This is a genomic window from Kitasatospora sp. NPDC101108 (assembly GCF_055584725.1).
Window position 1 is genome coordinate 300,896 of the sequence record NZ_JBVJLM010000007.1, and the last position, 24,472, is coordinate 325,367.

General features: G+C 74.0%; 24 protein-coding genes. 16 read left to right on the plus strand and 8 right to left on the minus strand.

Features of this window, described 5'->3' with window-relative positions; all coding sequences use genetic code 11:
• The first annotated feature begins 131 nt into the window (after positions 1-131).
• Positions 132-809: a hypothetical protein gene (locus ACZ6Z8_RS18635; protein WP_465611031.1), complete on the plus strand. Its 678-nt coding sequence runs from the start codon at positions 132-134 to the stop codon at positions 807-809.
• Between the two features lie 139 nt (positions 810-948).
• On the opposite strand, the gene ACZ6Z8_RS18640 is transcribed toward ACZ6Z8_RS18635, so the two are convergent.
• A complete protein-coding gene (locus tag ACZ6Z8_RS18640; RefSeq protein ID WP_465611033.1) occupies positions 949-1,698 on the minus strand; it encodes a hypothetical protein in 750 nt (249 codons plus the stop codon).
• Complete coding sequence (locus ACZ6Z8_RS18645) at positions 1,695-2,333, minus strand: RNA polymerase sigma factor (RefSeq protein WP_465611035.1); 639 nt, start codon at positions 2,331-2,333, stop codon at positions 1,695-1,697. Before ACZ6Z8_RS18645 ends, ACZ6Z8_RS18640 begins: the two co-directional genes overlap by 4 nt.
• Before the next feature lie 262 nt (positions 2,334-2,595).
• Between ACZ6Z8_RS18645 and ACZ6Z8_RS18650 the strand changes: the two genes are divergently transcribed.
• The 5 genes from ACZ6Z8_RS18650 (at position 2,596) to ACZ6Z8_RS18670 (ending at position 6,637) form a co-directional block, all read left to right on the plus strand.
• The gene (locus tag ACZ6Z8_RS18650; protein ID WP_465611037.1) at positions 2,596-3,399 is read left to right on the plus strand and encodes an SAM-dependent methyltransferase; all 804 of its coding nucleotides are present in this window, start codon (positions 2,596-2,598) and stop codon (positions 3,397-3,399) included.
• Between the two features lie 183 nt (positions 3,400-3,582).
• On the plus strand, positions 3,583-4,509 hold the full coding sequence (locus ACZ6Z8_RS18655; protein ID WP_465611039.1) for a hypothetical protein: 927 nt from the start codon (positions 3,583-3,585) through the stop codon (positions 4,507-4,509).
• Positions 4,510-4,577: 68 nt separating this feature from the next.
• Positions 4,578-5,360: an SDR family NAD(P)-dependent oxidoreductase gene (locus tag ACZ6Z8_RS18660; protein ID WP_465611041.1), complete on the plus strand. Its 783-nt coding sequence runs from the start codon at positions 4,578-4,580 to the stop codon at positions 5,358-5,360.
• Positions 5,357-6,145, plus strand: a complete 789-nt coding sequence (locus ACZ6Z8_RS18665; protein ID WP_465611043.1) for a polysaccharide deacetylase family protein — start codon at positions 5,357-5,359, stop codon at positions 6,143-6,145. Before ACZ6Z8_RS18660 ends, ACZ6Z8_RS18665 begins: the two co-directional genes overlap by 4 nt.
• Before the next feature lie 18 nt (positions 6,146-6,163).
• Positions 6,164-6,637, plus strand: coding sequence for an SgcJ/EcaC family oxidoreductase (locus tag ACZ6Z8_RS18670; RefSeq protein WP_465611045.1), 474 nt, complete (start codon positions 6,164-6,166; stop codon positions 6,635-6,637).
• A 10-nt stretch (positions 6,638-6,647) separates the two neighbouring features.
• Here ACZ6Z8_RS18670 and ACZ6Z8_RS18675 read toward each other — a convergent pair whose 3' ends face one another.
• Genes ACZ6Z8_RS18675 through ACZ6Z8_RS18685 form a run of 3 tightly spaced genes read right to left on the minus strand, consistent with a single transcriptional unit; the run spans position 6,648 to position 9,832 of the window.
• Positions 6,648-7,727: an MGDG synthase family glycosyltransferase gene (locus tag ACZ6Z8_RS18675; protein ID WP_465611047.1), complete on the minus strand. Its 1,080-nt coding sequence runs from the start codon at positions 7,725-7,727 to the stop codon at positions 6,648-6,650.
• Between the two features lie 14 nt (positions 7,728-7,741).
• Entirely contained in the window at positions 7,742-8,686 is a 945-nt protein-coding gene (locus ACZ6Z8_RS18680; RefSeq protein ID WP_465611049.1) for an NAD-dependent epimerase/dehydratase family protein, read from the minus strand.
• A 21-nt stretch (positions 8,687-8,707) separates the two neighbouring features.
• Complete coding sequence (locus tag ACZ6Z8_RS18685; protein ID WP_465611051.1) at positions 8,708-9,832, minus strand: DegT/DnrJ/EryC1/StrS family aminotransferase; 1,125 nt, start codon at positions 9,830-9,832, stop codon at positions 8,708-8,710.
• Positions 9,833-10,222: 390 nt separating this feature from the next.
• On the opposite strand from ACZ6Z8_RS18685, the gene ACZ6Z8_RS18690 reads away from it, so the two are divergent.
• The 4 genes from ACZ6Z8_RS18690 to ACZ6Z8_RS18705 all read left to right on the plus strand — a co-directional run bounded on the left by ACZ6Z8_RS18690 (position 10,223) and on the right by ACZ6Z8_RS18705 (position 15,618).
• On the plus strand, positions 10,223-12,436 hold the full coding sequence (locus ACZ6Z8_RS18690; protein ID WP_465611053.1) for an MMPL family transporter: 2,214 nt from the start codon (positions 10,223-10,225) through the stop codon (positions 12,434-12,436).
• 283 nt (positions 12,437-12,719) lie between these two features.
• The gene (locus ACZ6Z8_RS18695) at positions 12,720-14,126 is read left to right on the plus strand and encodes a sensor histidine kinase (RefSeq protein WP_465611055.1); all 1,407 of its coding nucleotides are present in this window, start codon (positions 12,720-12,722) and stop codon (positions 14,124-14,126) included.
• Positions 14,123-14,797, plus strand: a complete 675-nt coding sequence (locus tag ACZ6Z8_RS18700; RefSeq protein WP_465611057.1) for a response regulator transcription factor — start codon at positions 14,123-14,125, stop codon at positions 14,795-14,797. Before ACZ6Z8_RS18695 ends, ACZ6Z8_RS18700 begins: the two co-directional genes overlap by 4 nt.
• A gap of 173 nt (positions 14,798-14,970) precedes the next feature.
• Positions 14,971-15,618 carry a hypothetical protein gene (locus ACZ6Z8_RS18705; protein ID WP_465611059.1) on the plus strand — a complete coding sequence of 216 codons (648 nt, stop codon included), beginning with the start codon at positions 14,971-14,973 and terminating at the stop codon, positions 15,616-15,618.
• Positions 15,619-15,703: 85 nt separating this feature from the next.
• Here ACZ6Z8_RS18705 and ACZ6Z8_RS18710 read toward each other — a convergent pair whose 3' ends face one another.
• Complete coding sequence (locus tag ACZ6Z8_RS18710) at positions 15,704-16,453, minus strand: DUF4097 family beta strand repeat-containing protein (protein WP_465611061.1); 750 nt, start codon at positions 16,451-16,453, stop codon at positions 15,704-15,706.
• 297 nt (positions 16,454-16,750) lie between these two features.
• Between ACZ6Z8_RS18710 and ACZ6Z8_RS18715 the strand changes: the two genes are divergently transcribed.
• From ACZ6Z8_RS18715 to ACZ6Z8_RS18740, 6 genes are all read left to right on the plus strand, one after another.
• The gene (locus ACZ6Z8_RS18715) at positions 16,751-17,095 is read left to right on the plus strand and encodes a PRC-barrel domain-containing protein (protein WP_465611063.1); all 345 of its coding nucleotides are present in this window, start codon (positions 16,751-16,753) and stop codon (positions 17,093-17,095) included.
• A gap of 95 nt (positions 17,096-17,190) precedes the next feature.
• Positions 17,191-17,457: a metal-sensitive transcriptional regulator gene (locus ACZ6Z8_RS18720; protein WP_030553044.1), complete on the plus strand. Its 267-nt coding sequence runs from the start codon at positions 17,191-17,193 to the stop codon at positions 17,455-17,457.
• Positions 17,458-17,800: 343 nt separating this feature from the next.
• Positions 17,801-19,237, plus strand: coding sequence for an endonuclease/exonuclease/phosphatase family protein (locus tag ACZ6Z8_RS18725; protein WP_465611066.1), 1,437 nt, complete (start codon positions 17,801-17,803; stop codon positions 19,235-19,237).
• A gap of 14 nt (positions 19,238-19,251) precedes the next feature.
• Positions 19,252-21,237, plus strand: a complete 1,986-nt coding sequence (locus ACZ6Z8_RS18730; RefSeq protein WP_465611068.1) for a phosphocholine-specific phospholipase C — start codon at positions 19,252-19,254, stop codon at positions 21,235-21,237.
• Between the two features lie 100 nt (positions 21,238-21,337).
• A complete protein-coding gene (locus tag ACZ6Z8_RS18735) occupies positions 21,338-21,811 on the plus strand; it encodes a VOC family protein (RefSeq protein WP_465611069.1) in 474 nt (157 codons plus the stop codon).
• 4 nt (positions 21,812-21,815) lie between these two features.
• Positions 21,816-22,265 (plus strand): SRPBCC family protein, encoded by a 450-nt coding sequence (locus ACZ6Z8_RS18740; RefSeq protein ID WP_465611071.1) that lies wholly within the window; start codon positions 21,816-21,818, stop codon positions 22,263-22,265.
• Positions 22,266-22,358: 93 nt separating this feature from the next.
• Here the strand turns inward: ACZ6Z8_RS18740 and ACZ6Z8_RS18745 are convergent, their stop codons facing one another.
• Positions 22,359-23,609, minus strand: a complete 1,251-nt coding sequence (locus ACZ6Z8_RS18745) for an FUSC family protein (RefSeq protein ID WP_465611073.1) — start codon at positions 23,607-23,609, stop codon at positions 22,359-22,361.
• Positions 23,610-23,669: 60 nt separating this feature from the next.
• Positions 23,670-24,404, minus strand: coding sequence for a polyprenol monophosphomannose synthase (locus ACZ6Z8_RS18750; RefSeq protein ID WP_465611075.1), 735 nt, complete (start codon positions 24,402-24,404; stop codon positions 23,670-23,672).
• Between the last annotated feature and the right edge of the window lie 68 nt (positions 24,405-24,472).

Here is a 24,472-nt window from a genome sequence, read left to right on the forward strand (position 1 = left end):
GATTCACAGTCAGGAAATGGACGATCACCGTCGGCCGCTGGTAGCGTCCGGCCGTACCTCAGCACCTCAGCACCTCAGCACCTCCGCTCCTCCGCTGAGCCCTTCCCGGCGAGCCGAAAGGCGCGTACGACGTGACTGCGCACCACGCTGCCCCGCACGACGCGGCACCGAACGACCCGACCCGGACCGATCGGCAGGTCACCGTCCGCTTCGCCGCGACGACCGGCGGGTCCGGCCCGCTCACCCGCGGCCAGGACGCCATGATCCGGTGCATCCGGCGCGACGCCCCCGAGCAGATCAACAAGGCGTCCGTCTGGCCCGTTCCGCCAGGTGCCACGCTCGCCGCCGGCCTGGAGGCGCTGCGCGCGCTGGTCGAGCGGCACGAGTCGCTGCGGACGTCCTTCCCGCCCGGCTTCGGCCCGGACGGCTTCCCGGACAGCCAGGTGGTGCACGGGAGCGGCCGGTTCGCCGTCACCGTGGTCGAGGCGGGTGGCCTGGACGACCGGGAACTCGACGCTCTGGCCGCCGAGTCGGGGCGGGCGGACGTCGCCGTCCCGGTGGACCTCGCGGCCGTCCCGCGGATCCGCTTCACCCTGCTCGCCGACGGGCCGGAGCTGCTCCGGCTGGTCGCCGTGGTGTGCCACGCGGGTGCGGACGGCGCCGCCACCGCCCTGTTGATCCAGGACTGGTACGCCCTCGCCGCCGGGAAGGAACTGCCGCCCGTCACCGCTCCGACCCCGATCCAGATCGCCGCCGCCGAGCGCAGCCCGCAGGGCCACTGCAAGGTGACCGGCGCGCTGCGGCACTGAGCCCGGATCCCGGCCGCCTGCCAGCCAGCCAGCCGGACGGCCGGCGGATCGTGCGGTTTCGAGCGGCCGCGACCCCGGGGTCGTCGCCCGGCTCACCGCCCTCACCTGAACGTGGGACGGTGGGGCCGCCGGGGCGCCCTCACCCCAACGGGTCCTCCTCCGTCGGCCGGTCCGCCTCGCCGGACGGCCGGGGAAGGTCCCAGGCGCACGCCGAGGTCGCCCCGGAGGTGAGCCCCCACGGGCTCGGCACCTCCTGGGCCTCCGCCTCGTCGCCGCCCTGCAGCGGCAGCCGGTCGATCACCGCGACCAGCGCGGGCGGCAGTTGCGGCGCCAGCCCCCGGTGCACCCGGGAGAGGATGTCGCGCCGGGCCTCCTCCGGCAGCAGCGGCCGGCTCACCCGCAACGGCCCGGGGCCCGGCGGACGTTCGGCCGCCGACAGCTGCTCGGACCAGGCCCGCCAGTAGTCCGCGTCGTCGGTCTCGCCGAGCTTCAGATGGTGCAGGTGGAGGCAGTACGCGGCCGTCCCGCTGCCCGAACCGGCGGCGAAGCGCCACCAGAACTCGGCGCCCCCCTCCTTGCCGGTGGCGTACAGCAGCGCGCCGAACACCTCGGCCCCCTCGGGCTGGATCCGGCGCGCGTTGACCAGCAGGTCCAGGCCCCGGGAGGCGCACGGCGCGCCCAGCACCAGGGCGACCACCAGGCCCAGTTCGAAGGCGGCCTGCTCGTGCTCCGAGGGCAGGTGGGACGGGGCGGCGGTCAGCCTGGCCTGCCGCAGGGCCGCGATCCGCTCGGCGTGGGCCCGTTCGCGCCGGGGTACCCGGAACACCGTGCGCTCCCCGCCGTCGGTGCGCGCCCCGCTGCGCGGCTCGCCCTCCCGGCCGGTCGTCACGACCCGCCCCCGCAGTCCGGCAGTTCGCCGACCCCGAGCCGGCGCGCCAGCCGCTCACGGGCGTGGCGGAGGTTGGAGTGCACGGTGGCCACCGGCCGTCCCAGGTAGGCCGCGATCACCTTGGCGTGCAGGCCCAGCAGGTAGCGCAGGATGACCACGTCCCGCTGCCGGTCCGGCAGTTCGAGGATCTCCGCGTACAGCCGTACCTCGTCCGCCTCGCTGTGCAGCAGCCCGTTGGCGACCTGCTTGAACGCGCCGATCACGGCCGCGAAGGTGACCGCCTCCACCTCGACCGGCTCGTCCGCGGCCACCCAGTCCCCGACGTGCCGGTTCGCCAACCGCCAGGCGTACGCGGCCGGTTCCTCGAACCGCAGCACCTGCGGCCAGCAGCGGGCCAGGTCGGCCTTGACCGCCTCGACCACCAGCAGCGCATCGGCCTGGCTGCCTATCCGGGTCAACGCCAGGGCGTGCCAAGCGGGTTCATGGGTCTCGCAGAACGCGGCGTAGGTGAGGGCCAGGCGGGGGCCCGCCTCCGCCGGCACCGTCGTCCGCTCCGACCCGGGCGCGCCGGTGCCCTCCACGGCCGTCGTCCCTCCACGGAACGCGCGGACGGGGGCGCCCCTGTCGATCGTCATCTAGCCTGCTTTCCGTGGCCGTCGGCCGCTCGCCGGGCCACCCGAGGGTCGGGCTGTCGGTGTCCATCCTCTTTCCATCAGGCCCGTCACTCCAGGGTGCACACCAAATACAGATTGTCATCCCATGTGATTGGCCGAGGGGTTGAGCTGCCGGGAGGGACGGTTGGCCCCCGGATACCCTGGGCACCCATCGGACGGTGGTCCATGGTGTCCACGGTGTCCACGGTGTCCACGGTGACGAGGGGGAAGAGGGGGAAGCCGGATGGGCCTCTACGACGGGGTCGACCTGCAGTTGAACGTGCCGCACTCGGCCCGCATGTACGACTACTTCCTCGGCGGCTTCACCAACTTCGCCGCCGATCGCGAGGCCGCCGGCCGCGTCCTCGCCTCCGCCTCCTGGGTGCGCGACGCCGCCCACGCCAACCGCGCCTTCATGCGCCGCTCGACCCGCGTCCTCGCCCGGGCCGGCATCGACCAGTTCCTTGACATCGGTACCGGCATCCCCACCTCGCCCAACCTCCACGAGGTCGCGCAGGACATCCGGCCCACCGCCCGGGTCGTGTACGTCGACAACGACCCGATCGTGCTCACCCACGCGCAGGCGCTGCTCACCAGCACCCCCGAGGGCCGCACCGCCTACGTCGAAGCCGACGTCACCGACCCCGTCGGCCTGCTCGCCCAACCCGGCCTGCGCGAGACGATCGACCTCACCCGCCCGGTCGCACTCTCCTTCAACGCGCTGCTCCACTTCGTCCCCGACGAGGCCGGCGCGTACGAGCTGGTCGAACGCCTCAAGTCCGCGCTCGCCCCCGGCAGCGCCCTGGTGATGACCCACAGCACCCCGGACTTCGCGCCCGAGGAGGTCGGCCGCATCGTCGGCGTCTACCAGGCCGTCGGCACCCCGGTGCGGGCCCGCACCCGCGTCGAGGTCGCCCGCTTCTTCGAGGGCTGGACCCTCCTCGACCCCGGTGTCGTCCCTCTGCCGCACTGGCGGCCCGACCCGGACGAGCCCCCCGTCCCCACCGCCGCCGCCGCGGGCTACGCGGGGGTGGCCCTCCGGCCCTGACCGGCCCTTGTCGAGTGAACCGACCGGTGCCGATCGACGCCCTGCCGCGCGCGTCGCCCTGACGGCTGCCGCGGTCCCGGGTGTGGGATCTCGCCCTCCCCGCTTCCTCCCGTCACCCGTGCGCCCCCGCGGTCCCGGGACCAGACTGGGTGGTGGACCGCCGCCGCCCCGCGAGGGAGACGCATGCTGCTGGGACTCACCACCGCGCTGGTCGCTACCGTCTGCTTCGGGTTCGGGGCGGTGTCCCAGGCGCGCGGAGCGCGGTCGGCACCGCGCGCGGACCGGGTCCGGGCGGGCCTGCTGGCCGCGCTGCTGCGGTCCTGGCAGTTCATCCTCGGCACCGCCCTCGACATCCTCGGCTTCGTGCTGAGCATCGTCGCCCTGCGCAGCCTCCCGCTGTTCCTGGTGCAGGCCGTCACCAGCGCCAGCCTCGCCGTCACCGCCCTGGCTGCCGTCTGGCTGCTGGGCGCGCGGCTGCTCCGGAGCGACGTCACGGGCATCCTCGCGGTCGTGGTCGGTCTCAGCCTGCTGGCGCTGGGCTCCGGCGCGGAGGGCCGGAACGAAGCCCCGGCGGCCTTCCACTGGGCGCTGCTCGCCACCACCGCCGTGATGCTGCCGGCCACGCTGGTGCTGGTCCGCCGGGACGGCACCCCTGCCGCAGCCGGTCTGGGCCTGCTGGCGGGTATCGGCTTCGGCATCACCAGCCTCGCGGTGCGGGTGCTGGACGCGTCCGGGGTCGTCGCCGTGCTCACCGATCCGGCCGCCTACGCCCTGGCGCTCGGCGGGCTGGGCGGCTACCTGGCGTACGCCCTCGCCCTGCAGCGTGGCACCGTGACGGCCGCGACCGCCGCCGGGACGGTGGCCGAGACCTTCGGTCCGGCCCTGGTCGGGGTGGTGTCGCTGGGGGACTCCGCGCGCCCCGGTTTCGCCTGGTGCGCCCTGACGGGCTTCGCGGTCGCGGTCGGCGGAACGTTCCTGCTGTCCCGGTTCGGTGAACTGGAGGGCGAGTCCGCCGAACTGGCGGCCCCGCACCCGGACGCCGGGGCCGAGCGCGGGCACCGGGCCGGCCCCGCCCCCGGTAGCCCGGACGGCTCTGCCGTGCGAAGGTGACTTGCCGGACAAATCGGACGGCAGAACGTCCACGGAGCGGCAGGTGAGCGATGGCGGAGGACGCCGCGATGGCTGAGGGAGCCCGGTCCCGGCGGTCAGGTTCGACCGACCGTCCCGTCGTGCTGGTCACCGGCGCCTCCTCGGGCATCGGCCTCGCCACCGCCACCCGGCTGGCCGACGCCGGCTGGTGGACCCTGCTCTCCGGTACCGACCGCGCCCGCCTGGACGCCCTCGCCGAGCGCACCGGCGGCACCGCCCTGCCCGAGGACCTGAGCAAACCGGACGGCCCCGCCCGCCTCGCCGAGGCCGCGCTGGCCGCCGCCGGCCGGGTGGACGCCCTGGTCGCCAGCGCCGGCCTCGGCTGGCGGGGACCCTTCGCCGAGACCCCCTCCGACCTCCTCGACCGGATGATCGAGGTCAACCTCGCCGCCCCGCTGCGCCTGGTCCGCCTCCTGCTGCCCGGCATGCTGGAGCGCCGCCACGGCCGGATCGTGCTGCTCGGCTCGATGGCCGGCCAGGTCGGCGTGCGCGACGAGTCCGGCTACTCGGCCACCAAGGGCGGGCTGGCGATGTTCGCCGAGAGCCTCTGGTACGAACTGCGCGGCACCGGGGTCGGCGTGCGGCTCGTCCTGCCCGGCGCGGTGGACACCCCGTTCTTCGACCGGCGCGGCACCCCCTACCAGCGCGAACGCCCGCGCCCGGTCTCGGCCGAACGGGTCGCGGCCACCGTCGTCGCCACCATGGCCACCGAGCGGGACCGCCTCTACGTCCCGCACTGGCTCGGCTTCCCGGCCCGGATCCACGGGGCCGCGCCCGGCGTGTTCCGCCGGATGGCCTCCCGCTTCGGGTGAGCGCCCGGTCCGCGCCCCGGGTCGCCGCCGCGCTCGCCCTCGCGGCGGGTGCGGAGTTCCTGCACCTCGCCCCGGCGGCCGTCCGACTCCCGGCGCTGCGCCGCACCCTGGCCCGCCGCACCGCCGGCTACGGCAGCACCCCCGGCCACCTCGCCCTCACCTTCGACGACGGCCCCGACCCGCGCAGCACCCCGTACGTCCTGGACGCCCTCGACGAACTCGGCGCCCGCGCCACCTTCTTCCTGCTCGGCGCGATGCTGGAGCGCGCCCCCGCCCTCGGCCGCGAACTGGTGCTGCGCGGCCACGAGGTCGCCGTGCACGGCTGGTACCACCGGCAGCAGTGGTACCCGGCTCCGGCCCGCGACCTGCGCGAACTGCGCCGCGCCACCGCTGCGGTGACCGACCTGTGCGGTGCCCGCCCGCGCTGGTACCGCCCGCCGTACGGCGTGCTCACCGCCGGTCCGGCGCTGGCCGCCCGCCGCCTGGGCCTGCGCAGCGTGCTGTGGACCGCCTGGGGCCGCGACTGGACGGCCGAGGCCACCGGCGACTCCGTCTACGCGACCGCCCGCCCCGGCCTCGCCTCCGGGGCCACCCTCCTCCTGCACGACTCCGACTGCACCTCCGCCCCCGAGGCCTGGCGCGCCACCCTCGCCGCCCTCCCGCTGATCGCCGCCCACTGCCGCGCCCAGGCCCTCACCCTCGGCCCGCTGCGCGACCACGCCGTACCGCCCGTCTACCGCGGCGCACGCTCGTCGAGGCCTCGGCTTGACCTCAAGTCGACTTGAGCTGTGAACGTGAGCGGCATGACCGAGAAGACCTTCAACGAGATCACCAACAGGATCACCGACGGGACCACCGGCGGGATCACCCACGAGACCGCGGACGAACCGACCGAGGCCCGGGACGTCCGGGCGATCAGGGAGGTCGTCGCCGTCGTCGAGCGCACGCAACGGGCCAAGGACCCCGACGGCTTCCTCGCCCTCTTCCGCCCCGACTCGCTGTGGACGACCGCCCACGGCAGGGTCCTGGTGGGTTTCGACGCGATCGCCGCCTTCACCCGGGAGGTGCTGCCCCGGGCGGACTGGGACGGCGAGGTGCGGTACGAGGTCGCGCACGTGCAGTTCCTGCGGCCGGACGTGGCGGCCGTCAAGGTCCGGCAGGTCTACCACGGGCCCGAGGGCGACTCCGAGGGCAGTCCGCTGTACGTGATGTCGCGCGACGAGGACGGGCGCTGGCTGCTGCACATCGGCCAGAACACCGCGGTGCAGGCGGCGTAGGGCCGCCCGGCTACCCCAGTCCCACCCGCTCCAGCGCCGACCCGAAACCCTTCTGCCACGCCTTCGGGTCGGCGCCGGTGGACGGTTCGGGGGCCGGGCGGCCGAGGGCGGCGAGTGCGTTGCGGACCACCTCGGCGGGGCGCGCGGTGGCGACGTCGGCGTGGCCGAGTTCCAGCTCGTGCTGGAGGTTGTCCCGGCCGTGGCCCTGGACGACGTCGAGCAGAAGCAGCCGGCGCCCCAGCGCCCGGGCCTCGCTGCAGGTGTCGCCGGAGCTGGTGACGACCAGGTCGGCGGCGGCCATCAGGGCCGGGATCCGGTCGGTGTGGCCGAAGGCGTGCAGCCGCGGCTCCCGGCGGGCGACCGTGCGCAGCCGCTGCTCCAGCTCCCGGTTGCGGCCGGCCACCGCGAGCACGTGCGGCCCGGCGGCGGCCAGTGAGGCAGCGGTGCGGGCGATCGGTCCGAGCCCCCAGGCGCCGGACATCAGCAGCACGCACGGGGCATCCGGCGGCACGCCGAGCTCGGCCCGGGCCGCGGCCCGGGCCGGCGGGCGGTAGAACGGCCGCCGCAGCGGCGCGGGCACCACGGCGACGTCGGCGTCCGGCCGGTAGCGGCGCACGGCGCAGGCGGCGACCTCGGAGGTGACCAGGAACAGGTCGGTGCCCTCCTGCACCCAGAGCCGGTGCGGCGTCACGTCGGTGCAGAACACGAAGTGCCGGAAGTCCCGCCGCGGCAGCCGGTTGACCGCGGAGGTGGCGGTGGCGAACACCGAGACCACCAGCTGCGGCCGCTGCTCCGCGACGAGTTCGCGCAGCGCCGGGACGAGCCGGCTGCGGGCGGCCGCGTCGGCGAGCAGCGCGATCCTGGCGCCCGGGCGCAACGCCGAGAAGTGGAAGGCGTCGTAGACCCCGGGCAGGCCGAGCAGCCGCCGGAAGACGGCCTCGCCGGCGGCCCCCGAGCGCTGCCCGAGCAGGGCCATGGCATCCACGGTGCTGGTGGTCCAGCCGCGTTCGTGCAGGCTGTCGGCGCAGGCCTGGGCCATCACGTCGTGGCCCTGGCCGAGCGATCCGGAGACCAGCAGGGCGTGCGGCATCGGGCGGCCCCCGGTCAGCCGGTGCCGGTCGTGGCGGCGGCGGCCCGGTACCAGTCGGCGTAGCGGCGCACACCCTCGGTGAAGTTGGTCCGCGGCGACCAGCCGAGCAGCCGCTTGGCCTGGGCGGAGGAGATCCGCCGCCCGGTGTAGTCGGCCTTGCGCCCGTCGATGTGCTCGATGGTGACCGGGCCGAACAGCTCGTCGACGGTGTCGGCGATGTCCCGCACCGAGACGGCGGTGGAGCCCTCCAGGGCGAAGGTCTGGTCCTCGGCCGCGGGGGACAGGACCCGGACGTGGGCGTCGGCGAGGTCCTCGACGTAGACGAAGTTGCGGCTCTGCCGGCCGTCCCCGGCGATGGTGATCGGCCGTCCGGCGAGCGCCGCCTGGACGAACCGGGCGACGACCAGCTCGTCGCGCATCCGCGGGCCGTACGGGATGCCGAAGCGCAGGATGGTGAAGTGCTGCCCGTACAGCTCGCGGTAGCTGTGCACCAGCATCTCGGCGGCCAGCTTGGTGGCCACGTACAGGTGCCCGCTGTGTTCCAGCTCGATCGGGACGTGTTCGTCCAACTCCTCTTCGTCGCCGTCGAGTTGCCCACCGCTCAGGGCGGCGCCGTAGACCCACACGGTGCTCGCCAGCACGGTGCGGCTCAGCCCGCTGCGCCGGGCGGCCTCCAGGACGGCCTCGGTGCCGTCGATGTTGGTCCGCACGGCCCGGACCGGGTCGGCGGAGACCTGCTCGACGTCGGCCATCGCGGCGAGGTGGTAGACCACCTCGCTGCCGGCCAGCGTGGAGGTCAGCGCCGGCAGGTCGAGGATGTCGATCCGGGCGTGCTCGGCGTCGGGGTTGAGGTACTTGTCGGTGGTGTCCACGGCGAGGACCTCGTGGCCGGCCGCGATCAGGTGGTCCACGACGTGTGAGCCGATGAACCCGCAGCCCCCGGTGACGGCTATCCGCACGGTCTTGCTCCCTTCGCTCGGCTACCCGGCCAGCCGCCGGTGCACGGCCGTGACGGCCTCGATCACCTGCTCGGTCTCGTCCTCGGTCATGTCGGAGTGCACCGGCAGGCAGACCTGCCGGGCGCAGACGTCCTCGGCCACCGGCAGCGGCCCGCGCCGGTACGGGGCGAGGACCGGCTGCAGGTGCAGCGGCAGGTCGTAGACCTCGCCGGACAGCCGCACGCCGTACTCCTCGGCCACCGCCCGTTTGAAGGCGGCGCGTTCTACGCCGGGCGCCAGCAGCGCCACGTACTTGTAGTAGTTGCCGCGGCTGCCGGGCGGTTCGAGCACCGGCTCCATCCCGTCCAGTGCGGTCAGCGCCGAGTCGTAGCGGCGGGCGACGGCCCGGCGGGTCTCGATGAACTCCTTGAGCCGGCGCAGGTGCACCGCGCCGACGGCCGCGTGCAGCTCGCTCATCCGCCAGGAGTAGCCGAGCCGGACGTGGTGGTTGGTGCTGAAGGAGCCCTTGCCCTGGTCGCGGTAGATCCGGGCCTCGTCGCGCAGCTCCGGCGACTCGGTGAGGACCATGCCGCCCTCGCCGCTGGTGGTGACCTTGGTGGGGTAGAAGGAGAAGGCCCCGGCCAGGCCGAAGGTCCCGGCGGCGCGGCCGTCGTGGCTGCTGCCGTGGGCGTGCGCGGCGTCCTCGACCAGCGGGACGCCGTGCCGGTCGCAGAGCGCGCGCAGGGCGTCCACCTGCGGGGTGACCAGCCCGCCGATGTGGACGAGCACGACGGCCGCGGTGTCCGGGGTGATGGCCGCCGCGAGGGTCTCGGGGGAGAGCGCCAGAGTGGCCGGGTCGACGTCGGCGAACACCGGACGGCCCCCGGCGTGGACCACCGCTCCGGCCGTCGCGTAGAAGGTGACGGCGGGGACGACCACGTCGCGGCCGCGGACGTCGACGGTGCGCAGGATCATCTCCAGGGCCGCCGTGCCGCTGCTCACCGCGACGGCGTGCGAGGCGCCGTGCTCGGCGGCGAAGGCCTGCTCGAAGCGCTCGGTCCACGGGCCGAGCGTCAGGGCGCCGGTGGTGAGCATCTCGGCCACCGCGTCGGCGACGGCCGCGCGGTCGTTCTCGTCGAACACGATGCGGGCGGCTGGCACGCCCATGGGGCACCTCCGGCGGCGGGCTGGGTTCAGCACCGATCGGGACGGGTCGGCCCGAACCGGGTGGAAACGGACGGGCCAGAGGCCCATCACGCTACTTCGCCCGGGCGCTCGCGGCCCGTTCGTCACCTCCGCACGGGTGACCCGCCACTGCTCCCGCCGCAGGCCACAGGGGTGCTCCCGGCTGCTCCCGGTGCGGGGCGTGCGCTCCTCCGTACGGGGGAGGGCCGTACTGCGTCCGCAGTACGCAAACGGCCTGCGCAGGGACGACGACGGAGCAGGGGTCGGCGATCAAGGATTGGTCATGCTGCGAGCGGACCGCCTTCGCGCACCCGCACCCGCACCCGTCCCCGTCCGCACCTTGCTTCCGAATCCGAAGGAGTCCGCTCTCCCGTGGCAACGTTCCTCTACCGCCTGGGCCGATGGGTCTTCGCGCGGCGCCGGCTGGTGGCCCTCCTGTGGGTCGCCGTGCTGGCAGTCGGCGGAGTCCTGGCGGCCAAGGCGCCCGCCGCACCCGACGACGGCTTCTCGATGCCCGGGACGGAGGCCCAGAAGGCCTTCGACCTGATGAACGAGCGCTTCCCCGGCGGCCACGCCGACGGTGCCTCGGCCCGCCTGGTGTTCGTCGCGCCCTCCGGGCAGAAGATCACCGCCGGGCCGAACCAGCAGATCGTGGAGAAGACGGTCGGCGAGCTCGTCCACGGAGAGCAGGTCACCAGCGCGGTGGACCCGTTCAAGATGAAGGGCGCGGTCTCCAAGGACGAGACGACGGCCTACGCCACCGTCAGCTACTCCGCCAAGGCGGGCGAGGTGTCCAAGGGCGCCACCGACGCGCTGCAGCACGCCGCCCAGCACGGGCGGGACGCCGGGCTCAAGGTCGAGGTCGGCGGCAACGCGCTGATGGCCAAGCCCGAGGCGGGCGGCAGCAGCGAGGCGATCGGCATGGCCCTGTCCGCGGTCGTCCTGGTGATCACCTTCGGCTCGCTGGTCGCGGCCGGCCTGCCGCTGCTCACCGCCGTGATCGGCGTCGGCCTCGGCATGTCGCTGATCACCGCGCTCGGCAGCACGCTGGGCCTCTCCTCGACCACCGGCACGCTGGCCATGATGCTCGGCCTCGCCGTCGGCATCGACTACGCCGTGTTCATCGTCTCCCGCTACCGGGCCGAGCTCGCCGAGGGCCGCACCCCGCAGGAGGCGGCCGGCCGGGCCGTCGGCACCGCCGGCTCCGCGGTGGTCTTCGCCGGGCTCACCGTGGTGATCGCCCTCGCCGGGCTCTCCGTGGTCGGCATCCCGATGCTCGCCAAGATGGGCATGGCCGCCGCCGGGACGGTCGTCATAGCCGTGCTGGTCGCGCTCACCCTGGTGCCCGCCCTGCTCGGCTTCATCGGCCGCAAGGTGCTGCCCCGCAAGGTCCGCAGGGCCGAGAAGGCCGGTGGCCCGGTCCAGCCGGCCGGGGCGAAGGAGAACGGCGGCGCCCGCTGGGCCCGGTTCGTGACCCGCCGCCCGCTCGCGGTGCTGCTGCTCGGCGTGGTCGGCCTCGGCGTGCTCGCCTCGCCCGCGCTCGACCTGCGGCTCGGTCTGCCCGGCGACGAGGCCAAGCCCACCTCCACCACCCAGCGCCGCGCCTACGACCTGCTCTCCGACGGCTTCGGCCCCGGGTTCAACGGCCCGCTGACCGTCCTGGTGGACGTCAAGGGCACGCCGGACCCGAAGGCCGCCGCGGGCGAGGTCGCCAAGGCCGTCTCCGGCGTTCCCGGCGTGGTCACCGTGGCGCCGCCGATGTTCAACAAGGCGGGCGACACCGCCCTGCTCAACGCCGTCCCGGCCACCGGCCCGGCCGACGAGGCGACCAAGGACCTGGTCCACACCATCCGCGGCCAGGCCTCCGGACTCAAGGCCTCGACCGGGGCGACGGTCCTGGTCAGCGGTACGACGGCGATGAACATCGACGTCTCGCAGAAGCTCACCGACGCGCTGGTGCCCTACCTCGCGGTGGTCGTCGGCCTGGCGGTCCTGCTGCTGCTGGTGGTCTTCCGCTCCGTCCTCGTCCCGCTCAAGGCGGCGCTCGGCTTCCTGCTCTCGGTGGCCGCCGCGCTCGGCGCGGTCGTCGCGGTCTTCCAGTGGGGCTGGCTGGCCGACCTGATCGGCGTGCAGCAAACCGGCCCGGTGATGAGCATGATGCCGATCTTCATGATCGGCGTGGTCTTCGGCCTGGCCATGGACTACGAGGTGTTCCTGGTCACCCGGATCCGCGAGGACTTCGTCCACGGTGAGCAGCCCCGTGAGGCCATCGTGACCGGCTTCCGGCACAACGCCCGGGTGGTCACCGCGGCCGCCTTCATCATGATCGCCGTCTTCGCGGGCTTCATCGGGATGAGCGAGCCGATGATCAAGATGATGGGTCTGGGCCTCGCCGCGGCCGTCGCCTTCGACGCCTTCGTGGTCCGGATGACGATCGTCCCGGCCGTGCTGGCCCTGCTCGACCGCCGTGCCTGGTGGCTGCCGCGCTGGCTCGACCGCCTGATACCGGACGTCGACGTCGAGGGCAGCAAGCTGCACACCGTCGCCCCCGAACCGGCCCCGGTCCGGGAGCCGGTGACCGTCTAGACCCGGCGCCGGCCGGACCCGGAACCGGCGCCGGCCGGAAGCGGACCCGGCACCACCGGACCCGGCCCGAGCAACCCCTCGGGCCGGGGCCGGTGCCTGGGCCGGTGCCGGTCCGCTCGGACACCGGTTCGAGCGTCAACCGTTACCGTTGCTGTCGGGGCCGCCGCCCGTACGGACGCCCCCGACCCGGCCGCGCCGCCCCCACACCCGGACGCGGCGCGACACCGACTGGCAGAACCCGGCGAGGGTGCGGCCAGGGCACCCCGACCCGGAGAACACGACCATGAGCGACACCTGGCAGCGCCTGCGCCGCGAGCACCCCCGGCTGCTCGACGCCGCCGGAGGTCTGGCCCTGCTCGCGGTCACCGGCCTCGGCGCCACCGTCGACCAGACGGGACACTTCGCCCCGGTCGACCCGGCCACCGGCCTTCTCGCCCTGATCGCCGCCGTGGCCGTGTTCTTCCACCGCCGCCATCCGCGCGCGGTCGCCGCGGTCACCCTGCTCTGCACCATGATGCTGACCTGGACCAGTCCCCGGCTCACCCCGATGCTGGCCACCCCGCTCCTGCTCGCGCTCTACTTCCTCGCCGTGCGCACCGACCGCTCCACCGCGCTGCGCGCCTCGATCACCACGGCCGTCCTGCTCACCGGGATGTCCCTGTTCTTCGGGCCCGGCGGCCCGATCGGCGAGCGGATCGGCGTCCTCGCCTGGGCCCTGCTGCCCGGCGCCCTCGGCGACTCCATCCGCAACCGCCGCGCCCACCTCGCCGCGATCGAGGAACGCGCCGAACGCGCCGAACGCACCCGCGAGGAGGAGGCCCGCCGCCGGGTCGCCGACGAGCGGATCCGGATCGCCCGCGACCTGCACGACGTCGTCGCCCACCACATCGCCCTCGCCAACGCCCAGGCCGGCATCGCCGTCCACCTCATGGACAGCCACCCGGTGCAGGCCCGCGAGGTGCTCAGCCACATCACCGACGCCACCGGCTCCGCCCTTCAGGAGCTGCGCGCCACCGTCGGCCTGCTGCGCCGCGCAGAAGAACCGGCGCCGCTCGAACCCGCCCCCGGACTGGACCGGCTCCCCGACCTGATCAACACCTTCGAGCGGGCGGGCCTGCCGGTCCGGCTCACCGTCGAGGGGGAGTCCCGGCCGCTGTCGCCTGGCGTCGACCTCACCGCCTTCCGGATCGTCCAGGAGTCGCTGACCAACGTCGCCAAGCACGCCCACGGCGCCGACGCCGAGGTCACCCTGTCGTACAGCGGCAGCCGGTTCGCGGTCAGCGTCGCCAACGGCCGCCCGACCACCACCGGCCACCCGCGCACCGCCCTGCTGCCGCCGGCCGTCCCCGGCGAGAGCGGCTTCGGCCTGATCGGCATGCGCGAGCGGGCCGGTGCGGTCGGGGGCCGCCTCACCGCCGACCGCCGGCCCGACGGCGGCTTCCTGGTCACCGCTGAACTCCCGCTGCGCACCGGCGCCCGGGACGACGTCCCTCCCCGGACCGACGGCCCGTCCCGCCCGGACGGCAGCACCGAGAGGGGCGGCCCGGCCGCGCCCGTCGCCAAGGACCGGCCCGCCCACGGCTTCCTGCGCGACTGCGTCGTCCGCCCCACCCGCCCCGACCGCTCCGGCGGCTCCGCCGACCCCGTACGACAAGATCGCGCCATCCGGAAGGACCAGGACCCCGCATGACCATCCGCGTGCTGCTCGCCGACGACCAGGCCCTGCTGCGCGGCGCCTTCCGGGTGCTGATCGACGCCGAGGAGGACATGGAGGTGGTCGGCGAGGCCGCCGACGGCCGCGAGGCGGTGGAACTCGCCCGCGCCACCAAACCCGACCTCGTGCTGATGGACATCCGGATGCCCGGCGCCGACGGCCTCGGCGCCACCGCCGAGATCTGTGCGGACGAGGAGTTGTCCGGCACCCGGGTGCTCATCCTCACCACCTTCGAGATCGACGAGTACGTGGCCCAGGCGCTGCGCGCGGGTGCCGGGGGCTTCCTCGGCAAGGGCGCCGACCCGAAGGAACTGCTGGCCGCCGTCCGCACCGTCGCGGCCGGTGACGCCCTGCTCTCGCCCGCCGCCACCCGGGCCGTGATCGAGCAGTTCCTCGCCCAGCCCGACCCGGCCGCCGCCGCGTCCGCCGAGCGGCTCTCCGCCCTCACCGCCCGCGAGCGCGAGGTGATGTCGATGGCCGCCACCGGGCTCACCAACGAGGAGATCGCCGAGCGGATGTTCGTCAGCCCGTTCACCGTCCGCACCCATGTGCACCGGGCGATGGCCAAGCTGGACGCCCGGGACCGGGCGCAACTCGTCGCGATCGCCTACCAGTCCGGACTGGTCCCGCCCGGCAGACCGTCCTGACGGCCTGTCACCCGTGAGCCCCGCGACTCCCGCCCGCTGCTGCGGTCGCGGACTGAGTCGACGTCAGAACTCCCGCCGGGGAATCCTCCAAGATCCGGTCCTGGCCGAAAACCGACGCCGAACTGGTGTATCAGCGAGTAGTCTGCCGATGACTCAGAATGAGGAGGATGTTCGTGGAAACCAAGGACACGGCCGGCGAGGTGCGGATTCTCCAGCCGTTGCCCGGGCGCAGGGAGGACGGATCACAGGCGTTCGAGTTGCGGCTCGCGCGTCTGCTCCGCGTGCTCGGGGCCGAGGTCGCACCGGGGGCGGACTACCCGAGTGCGGCCCGATGGGAGGTCCACAAGGCGCTCGCCGGGCGGTCCGAGCTGCCCGAGGAGTACTTCGAGCCGCTGCTGGAGGCGGCGGTCCACGACCCCAACCCGAGCTTCAACCGCCGCTTCGTCGAGCCGGCCCTCATCGCCTTCGGCCAGCGCCGGGTCCGGCTGGCCCTGCTCGGCTACCTGCAGACCGGCAGCGACCCGGAGCGCGCCGGCGCCGCCCGGGCCTGGTACTGGACGGCGCTGACGGTCGGCGGCGGCCGGAACGCGACCGCCGACGAGGGTGCGACCGTCCGCGACAGCTGGAACGAGGCCGCGCTGCGGGAGTTCGTCTCCAACGAGGACCTGGACGTCCGCCGTTGCATCCTGCCCGGCCTGCCGCTGGTGCCGCGCGCCTACCCGGCCGAGCTGCACGCCCTGGTCGAGGCGGCGGTCACGATCGCCCGCTCCCACCCCGACGAGTACATCCGCCACCGCGCCGAGGTCCAGACCGGCCTCTGACCTCCGGGTACGCCCGCTCCGGTGCGCCCGCCGAGATGCGTACCCGGAGCGGGGATTCCGGCGGTCCACCGGCAGCGGGGTCAGGTCAGCCGGTGTTGACGGTGATGTCGCCGATGTCCGTGCCGAGGTCGAGCTTGAACTTGCCGTTGGGGTCGTTCTGGACGCCGATGTGCTTCGACCCGATGTCCGTTCCCGCGTTGACGCGGTAGGAGCCGGGCGGGACGGTCAGGCGGATCGCGCCGTTGTCGGTGCTGGCCTTGACGTCCTGGGCCTTGGCGGCGGTGAGCTTGATCGCTCCGCTGTCCGTCTTGGCCTGGATCCGGTCGCCCTTGAGCGAGGTGCCGTCGATGTCACCGCTGTCGGTGCGCAGGTCGACCGCTCCGCTCGCCTGGTCGACCGAGATGCTGCCGGAGTCGGTGTGCACCGACACCGAGCCGACCTCGGTGAGGTGGATCCCGCCGGAGGAGGTGCCGCCGGTGATCGGCAGCCCGGCGGGCAGCTCGACGGTGTAGCTCACCGAGCAGTTGTGCCCGCAGCCGCCGAGCACCAGGACCCCGTCCTCGATCCGGGTGGTCGTCCCGGGCTTGCTGTCCTGATAGGTGATCTTCCGGTGGACGGAGGCACTCCCGGCCCCGGACCTGCCGTGGATGGTGACCGTCCCGGAGGGGTCGTCCAGCTTGACGGCGGTGATCCTGCCCGAGACGGTCGCGTCGTCGCTGACCTCGGTCCCGACCGGGTCGCAGGCGACGAGCGCCCCGACGGCGAGCCCGGCGACCGCGACGGCCCCGGCAAGACGCTGATAGCTGCGGTACTGGACCATGGTGGTTCCCCCCACGTCATGGACGATCGTCGCGTGCGGACCGACTCCGTGTGACCGTCCCGCTCCGGAGCCGTCGCGACGACCGTAGCGGGGGACGGGGCCCCGGGTCCCTGGTGCCAGCCCCCCTATCCGGGGTCCGGAAGTCCCCACCCCCACCGTCGGCTCACCCCCGCAGGTCCCTTTCGTCGCGCCCCGGCGGCCGTTCCGGCGCAGGATGGAAACCCCGGGCGGTGGGCCCGGCGGAGCCGGCGGAGCGGACGGAGCCGTCGGCAGGGCTCGACACGGGAGGTCGAGGTCGTCGTGGTAATCGCTATGGCAGACATCCGCGAGTGGCGCGGCCAGTCGGTGGTCGACGAGAAGGGCCACCGCATCGGCACGCTGGAGTCGGTGTACGTCGAGACGGCCACCGACGAGCCGTTCTTCGCCACCGTCCTGACCGGTATGACCAAGCGCCGCCTGGTCTTCGTCCCGCTGGAGGGTTCGGTGGCCGGCCCGGCCTACCTGCGGGTGCCGTACGCGAAGGCCAAGGTCAAGCAGGCGCCGACGATCGGTACCGACGACATCCTGCCGGCCACCGACGAACCCGAAGTGTTCGCCTACTACGAGCTGCCGTACGCGACCGGCGCCGGAGGCGAGCGCCGACTGGCCCGCCGCTGATCGCGGACGCCTCCGGAAGCCCTCCGCCGGCCGGGCGCGGATACCCCGCCGGGTACACTTGTCGGTCGGAAGTCGATGCGAAAGGCGGCCCGGACATGCAGGTGGACGAGGAGGCGGTCGGCGCGGTCCTGAACCGACTGCGTCGGGCCCAGGGCCAGTTGGCCGGGGTGATCGCGATGATCGAGGCGGGTCGGGACTGCAAGGACGTGGTCACCCAGCTCGCCGCCGTCTCGCGCGCCCTGGACCGGGCCGGGTTCAAGATCGTCGCCAGCGGAATGCGCCAGTGCATGGCCGCCGCCGACGAGGACGGCGCGCCGATGAGCGAGGCGGAGCTGGAGAAGCTGTTCCTCGCCCTGGCCTGAGTCCGGGCCCGGGCTCAGGCCAGGGCGCGGAGGCACCGGCCCCGCCGCCTCCCGGAGGGCCGCGACGGATCACCCGTCGCGGCCCTTCCCGCATTTCCGGCCCCGCCGACGCCCACGGAAACGGCTGACGCCCACGGAAACGCCTCCGCCCCGGAATTCCCGAACCGCCCGATGCTCCGTCACATGCCGTTCATGCCCCGGTCGCTGGCCTTCGGATGAATGGGCCCGCCACAGTTGTACAGCCAACTGTGGGCGTTCCTCCTCCCAGCCTCCGTGACCAGCCGCGCGCGACCCCGGGCACCGTCCCCCGGCGGACCGGCCCGCGCCGGCGGACAGGACAACCGTGGCCGCAGGCAGCGCCCTGACCCCGACCTCCTCCAGCAGCCCCGCCGAAGGCGACCGGCTGACCTTCCACTGGAGCACCGACGCCCCCGACGCCAAGAACTGGGTCGGCATCTACGACGGCGGCCGCCGACCCGGCACCGGCGCCTCGCTGCTCTGGAAGTACACCCCCGGCGCCTCCGGCGACGTCCAGCTCGACACCTCCGCGCTGACCGGCGGCCCGTACACCGCCTACCTGCTGGCCAAGGACGGCTACGGCGTCCTGGCGCAGACCGCTCCGTTCACCTTCCGCGTCAGGCCCCCGGTGGTCCGCCCGCACGCCGCCGTCGACTCCTTCACCGCCACCCCGGTCACCCCCGGCGCCGCCGTGAAGATCAAGCTCGGCGGCCTCTGGTCCCGCCCCAGCGGCAACGCGCCCGGTTCGGCGGCCCACCGCAAGCTCGGCGGCGCGGCCTGGGCCTCGGTCGCCGCGGACGGCACCGTCACCGGCACGGCGCCCGCCGCTCCCGGCCGCAACCCCGAGCTGGTCGTGGTCGGTGTCAAGGACAGCACGGGCGCCACCGACACCGTCACCGTGCTCGTCCCCGTCGTGGACCCGGCCGCCCCGCCCCGGCTCAAGGCCGCCTGCTGGAACCTGCACGAGGCCGGCTCCGGCTGCACCGACGCGCTGGAGAAGCAGCTGAGGATCGTCCTCGCCCAGGGCCTGGACGTGCTCGCGCTGCAGGAGACGGCGGGCGAGCGGGCCCGGACCCTGGCCGACGCGCTCGGCTGGTACGCCCACCAGAGCCCGGGAAGCGTCGGCATCCTCAGCCGCTACCCGCTCACCGAACCGGCCACGGCCACCGCCGAGTTGCCCGCCGTCGCGGCCACCGTCCAGCTGCCGGGCGGTCGCAGCGTCCGGTTCTGGGCCGTCCACCTCGACGAGGCGGGCTACGGCCCGTACGCGGTGCAGGACGGCGGCAGTGCCGCCCAGGTGCTGGCCGCCGAGAACGCCTCCGTCCGGCTCGGGCAGGCCAGGGCGCTGGCCGCCGCCGTGCGCGCGGACCTCGCCCGGGGCGTCCCGGTGGTGCTGGCCGGCTCGCTCTCCTCGCCCTCCCACCTGGACTGGACGGCCGGCACCGCCGCCGCCCACCACGGGGTCGGCGCGCTCAGGTGGCCGGTCACCGCGGCCCTCCAGGAGGCCGGGCTGACCGACGCCTTCCGCGAGGAGAACCCCGACCCGGTCAAGGTCCCCGGCACCACCTGGTCGCCCACCCGTAAGCGGCGCGGCGACCGGCCCGAGCCGCAGGACCGCATCGACTTCGTCCAGTACGCCGGAGCGCTGAAGCTGGTCGAGGCGCACACCCTGGTCGTGGGCTGGCCCCGGCCGGAGCCGAACGCCGCCGCCAACGAGTGGCCCTCCGACACCGCCGCCGCCGTCGCCACCTTCCAGCTCTGAGAGGCCGGTTCACGATGTCCGAGCTCTCCCGCCGCACCTTCGTCGGCGCCTCCGCGGCCGTCGGCGCCACCGCGCTGACCGGCCTGTCCGCCACCGCGGCCGGGGCCGCCCCGGCCGCGTCGGCCGACCCCGCCCTCACCGGCACCATCAAGGACGTCCGGCACGTGGTCGTCCTGATGCAGGAGAACCGCAGCTTCGACCACTACTTCGGCACCCTGAACGGCGTTCGCGGCTTCGGCGACAAGCAGGCGCTCCAGTTCCCCGACGGCACCGACGTGTTCCGCCAGCCCGACGCCCGCCGCAGCGACGGCGGCGTGATGCTGCCGTACCGGATGGACACCTCGAAGTACAACGCGCAGAACGCCGGCGGCCTGGCCCACGACTGGGCGACCGGTCACCAGGCCATCAACAACGGCGCGATGAACAAGTGGATCGCCGCCAAGGGCGAGCGCACCATGGGCTACTTCACCCGGGACGACATCCCCTACCAGTACGCCCTGGCCGACGCGTTCACCCTCTGCGACGCCTACTTCACCTCGCTGGCCGGCCCCACCGACCCCAACCGGCTCTACCTGTGGACCGGCACCGCGGGCCCCGGCCGCGACGGCACCACCGGCCCCTGGATCGACAACACCCCGGTCACCGACAACCCCGTCGCCGACTGGACCACCTACGCCGAACGCCTGGAGGCGGCCGGCGTCAGCTGGCGGGTCTACCACAACCCCAGCAAGGACGACCGCACCGGCGACTACGACGACAACGCCCTCTCCTACTTCAAGCAGTTCCACGCCTTCCCGCACGACGACCCGCGGTACGTCAACGCGATGACCAGGTTCGACCCCACCGACTTCGACCGCCACTGCAAGGACGGCACCCTGCCGACCGTCTCCTGGCTGGTCGCCCCCTACCTGTTCTCCGAGCACCCGGAGGCCGGCCCCGCCTACGGCGCCCACTGGGTCAACCAGGCCCTGCAGTCGCTGATGTCCAACCCCGAGGTCTGGCGGCACACCGTCTTCCTGGTGATGTACGACGAGAACGACGGCTACTTCGACCACATGGTCCCGCCCATCCCCGAGGCCGGCACCCCCGAGGAGTTCACCCAGGGGCGCGCCATCGGCCTCGGCAACCGGGTTCCGCTCTGGGTGGCGTCCCCCTGGTCGCGCGGCGGCTGGGTCAACTCCCAGGTGTTCGACCACACTTCGGTGCTGCGCTTCATGGAGCTGGTCACCGGCGTGGCCGAGCCCAACATCTCCGCCTGGCGCCGGGCCGTCTGCGGCGACCTCACCAGCTGCTTCGACTTCGCCGCCCCGGACCACTCGCTCCCGAAGCTGCCCGACACCAACGCCCTGATGGCCAGGGCGGACGCGGGCACCAAGCTGCCCGGCGTGGCCCTCCCGGCGGTCGGCGCCCAGTCGATGCCGGTCCAGGAGCGCGGCGATCGCCCGCACCGCCCGCTGCCGTACCAGCCGTGGGCCGATGTCGCGGTGGACCGCCGGACCGGCAAGGTCACCTGCACCATGAGCAACGACGGCTCGGTGGCCTTCCCGTACACCGTCTACCCGAACATCCTGCTCCCCTTCGCGGGCACCCCCTACACCGTCGCCCCCGGCGCCGGCGCGACGTACGTCTGGGACGCGGCCGCCACCGACGGCCGCTACGACTTCACCGTGCACGGCCCGGACGGCTTCGTGCGCCGCTTCGCCGGCACGGTGGTCCGGGACGGGCAGGACGGCCAGAACGACATCGGTGTGCCGATCGTCACCGCCGACCTGCGCGGCAGCCTGAAGCTCACCCTCCAGGTGGCCAACGACGGGCTGACGGACGTGGCCTTCACCGTCGCGCCCAACGACTTCGCGGGCAGCGCGCAGACCGTGTGGGTCAAGCCCGGCAAGCAGGTCGACCTCGACTGGCCGCTGGACCGGCAGGGCCGCTACGACGTCGTGGTGACGGCCCACACCGGCCAGCGCTTCGTGCAGCGCTACGCGGGCTGGGTGCACTGAGTCGAGGGGGCCGTGGGCCCGTCCGGCCGGGGGCGCCGATCCGGTGACCCCCGGCCGTGGCTCGGCCGCCGTGACCGGCCCCGCCGCTACGGTCGGGCCCATGCAGAAAATCACCACCTTCCTCTGGTTCGACGACCAGGCCGAAGCGGCCGCCGCCCTCTACACCTCGCTGTTCCCCAACTCCCGCGTCACCGGGGTCACCCACTACGGCGAGACCGGGCCGGGGGAGCCCGGCTCGGTGATGACCGTCGAGTTCGAACTCGACGGCCGGCCCTACGCGGCGCTCAACGGCGGCCCCCAGTTCACCTTCACCGAGGCGATCTCGCTCCAGGTCGAGTGCGACGACCAGCGGGAGGTCGACGAACTCTGGGCGAAGCTCACCGCCGACGGCGGCGAGGCGGGCCCGTGCGGCTGGCTCAAGGACCGCTTCGGCCTGTCCTGGCAGATCACCCCGCGCATCCTGCTCGACCTGATCGGCGACCAGGACCGGGCCAAGGCCGACCGGGTGATGGCGGCCATGCTGCGGATGCAGAAGATCGAGATCCAGCCGCTGCTCGACGCGGCCCGGGGCTGAGCCCGTGACCGCCTTCAGCCACCGGAGCATCGTCTACCTGCGCGCCACCCCGGAACGGGTCTGGCACGCGCTCACCAACGCCGACGAATCCGGTCTCTACTGGGGCCACCGCAACGTCTCCACCTGGCTGCCCGGCGCGCCCTGGGAGCACCAGCGCACCGACGGCTCCGGGATCGCCGACGTGATCGGCGCGGTGGAGGTGTCCGACCGCCCGCACCGGCTGGTCACCACCTGGGCCGGGCCGGAGGGGCAGCGCGCGGAGGGGCCCTCCCGGGTCACGTTCGACCTCCGGCACTGGCAGGACCTGACCAGGCTGACGGTCACCCACGAGAACCTCGCCGACGAGGACGAGCGGGCGGACGCCGAACGGGGCTGGTCGGCGGTGCTGTCCAACCTCAAGACCTACCTGGAGACCGGCCACCCGCTGCCCCAGCAGCCCTGGCTGATGCCCTGACCCCGCGGGACCCACGCGCCGGCCCCGGTTCAGCCCGCCCCGGTTCCGCCCGCCCCGGTTCGGCGGGCTCCGGACCAGGGTCCGGCCCCCGGTTCAGCGCCCGGCCCCCACCGCCGGGCGCTCACGTTCGCCCCGTCGCCGCCCGCCCCGTACCGCGTGGCGCAGCCGGGCGAGGCGGGAGAAGCGCTCCCGGCTCGCCAGCGAGGCCCGGTCCAGCTCCTCCATCAGCCGCCGGCTGCGGTGCTCCAGGTCCAGTTCGTCCAGGATCCGGTCGACCTCGGCCAGCATCGAGCCGTGCAGCTGCCAGGCCTCCGGGTGCTCCTGGATCTTGCGCAGCAGCTCCTGGGCGACGTTCTCCCGGGCGGCCCAGGCCGCCGCCAGCTCGGCGGTCAGCCGCTCCTCGGCCTCCTCGGCGTTGCGGCTGACCTGGGTGGTGACCAGCACCGCGAAGCTGACCATCGCCCCGCCGACGTGCGCCAGCAGCTCCTCCATCCCCACCGCGACCTCGGGCGGGAACAGCCGCTCCTGCGGCCCGCGCCGCTTGGCCAGGTCGGTCAGCGAGCGGGCCAGCACCCGGACCACCACCACGCAGATCTCCAGGGTGTCCAGCCCGGTGCGCAGCACCAGCCGGGAGAGCAGCCCCTCGCTGATCCGGGGGTTGAACCGCAGACTGTCCTCGGCCTGGCGCAGCGCCGCGTCCACCTCCGCGATCGCCTGGTCGAGCCGGCGGGCCTCGTGCAGCCGCTCGGCGGCCCGGGCCACCGGGGTGGGGTGGCCCAGCTGCTCGGAGATGTCGATCAGCAGCTGGCGGGCCCGCCGGGCGAGGTCCTCGATCGACTCCCCGGCGGTGTCCACCCAGACCGGCGGGGCGAAGAGCAGGTTGAACAGCAGGCCGACGGCGGCGCCGATCAGGGTCTCCAGTACCCGGTCCCAGGCCTGGGAAGCCAGCTTGGTGACGCCCAGGATCAGCATCGCGCTGATCGCGACCTCCTGGACGAACTCCTCGACCCGGACGAACCGCCCGATCACCAGGGAGGCCAGGATGATCAGCCCGAGGCTCCACCAGGAGAGCCCGACCACGGAGCTGAAGCCGATGGCGATCAGCACCCCGACCACCACCGAGACGACCCGGCGGACGCTGGTCTTGAGCGTTGAGTAGACGGTGACCTGGACCACCAGCAACGCGGTGAGCGGCGCCGTCAGCGGGGCGGGTTCACTGCTGAGCTGGGTCGCCACCCCGTAGGACAGGGTGGCGGCCACCGTGGCCCGCACGGTCTGGACGGCGAAGGGGTCTCTGGCGCCGCGGCGGAGCGAGGCCGCGAGGGACTCCGGGAGAAGAACCATGTCGGCCTTCTTTCCCCGCAGCCGCCGCTCACACTGCCGGTCGCCGGAGGGACTACACGTCTAGCCCTCGCGGTTGAAGCGCAGCTTCCAGGGCGCGAGGGCGGACTCGACCTGCACGCCGACGCTCATCTTCGAGGCGCCCTCGATCCGCTCCTCGAAGCGGATCGGCACCTCGCGGATGGTCAGCCCGCGCTGGATCACCCGGTAGTTCATCTCGACCTGGAAGGAGTAGCCGTTGCTCTGCACGGTCGGCAGGTCGATGGCTCGCAGGGTGCTCGCCCGCCAGGCCTTGAAGCCCGCGGTGGCGTCCCGGACGCCCAGGCCGAGGATCGCGTTGACGTAGAAGTTCGCCCAGGCCGAGAGCGCCTTGCGGTGCCAGGGCCACTCCTCGGCGGTCGAGCCGCCGGGCACGTAGCGGGAGCCGAGCACCACGGCGGTGTCGTCGGCGAGCAGGACGCGCACCATCTCGGGTATCACCGAGGCCGGGTGCGAGAGGTCGGCGTCCATCTGGACCACGACGTCGGCGCCCTCGTCCAGGGCGCGGGCCATGCCGGCCAGGTAGGCGCGGCCGAGGCCGTCCTTCTCGGTGCGGTGCAGCACGCCGACGGTGCCCCCGGAGTCGGCGGCCAGCTTGTCGGCGAGGTCGCCCGTGCCGTCGGGGGAGTTGTCGTCGACCACCAGCAGGTGCAGGTTCGGTACGGCGAGGTCCGCGAGGAGCCCGGCGAGGACCGGAAGGTTCTCCCGCTCGTTGTACGTGGGGACGACGACAACGACCTTGGGGGAGGCCTCGACCATGTTCTGTTTTCCTCCTGCCGTCGCCGGCCGGCACCCGGTGCCGCACCGGTCCGCTGTCCTGGACGACC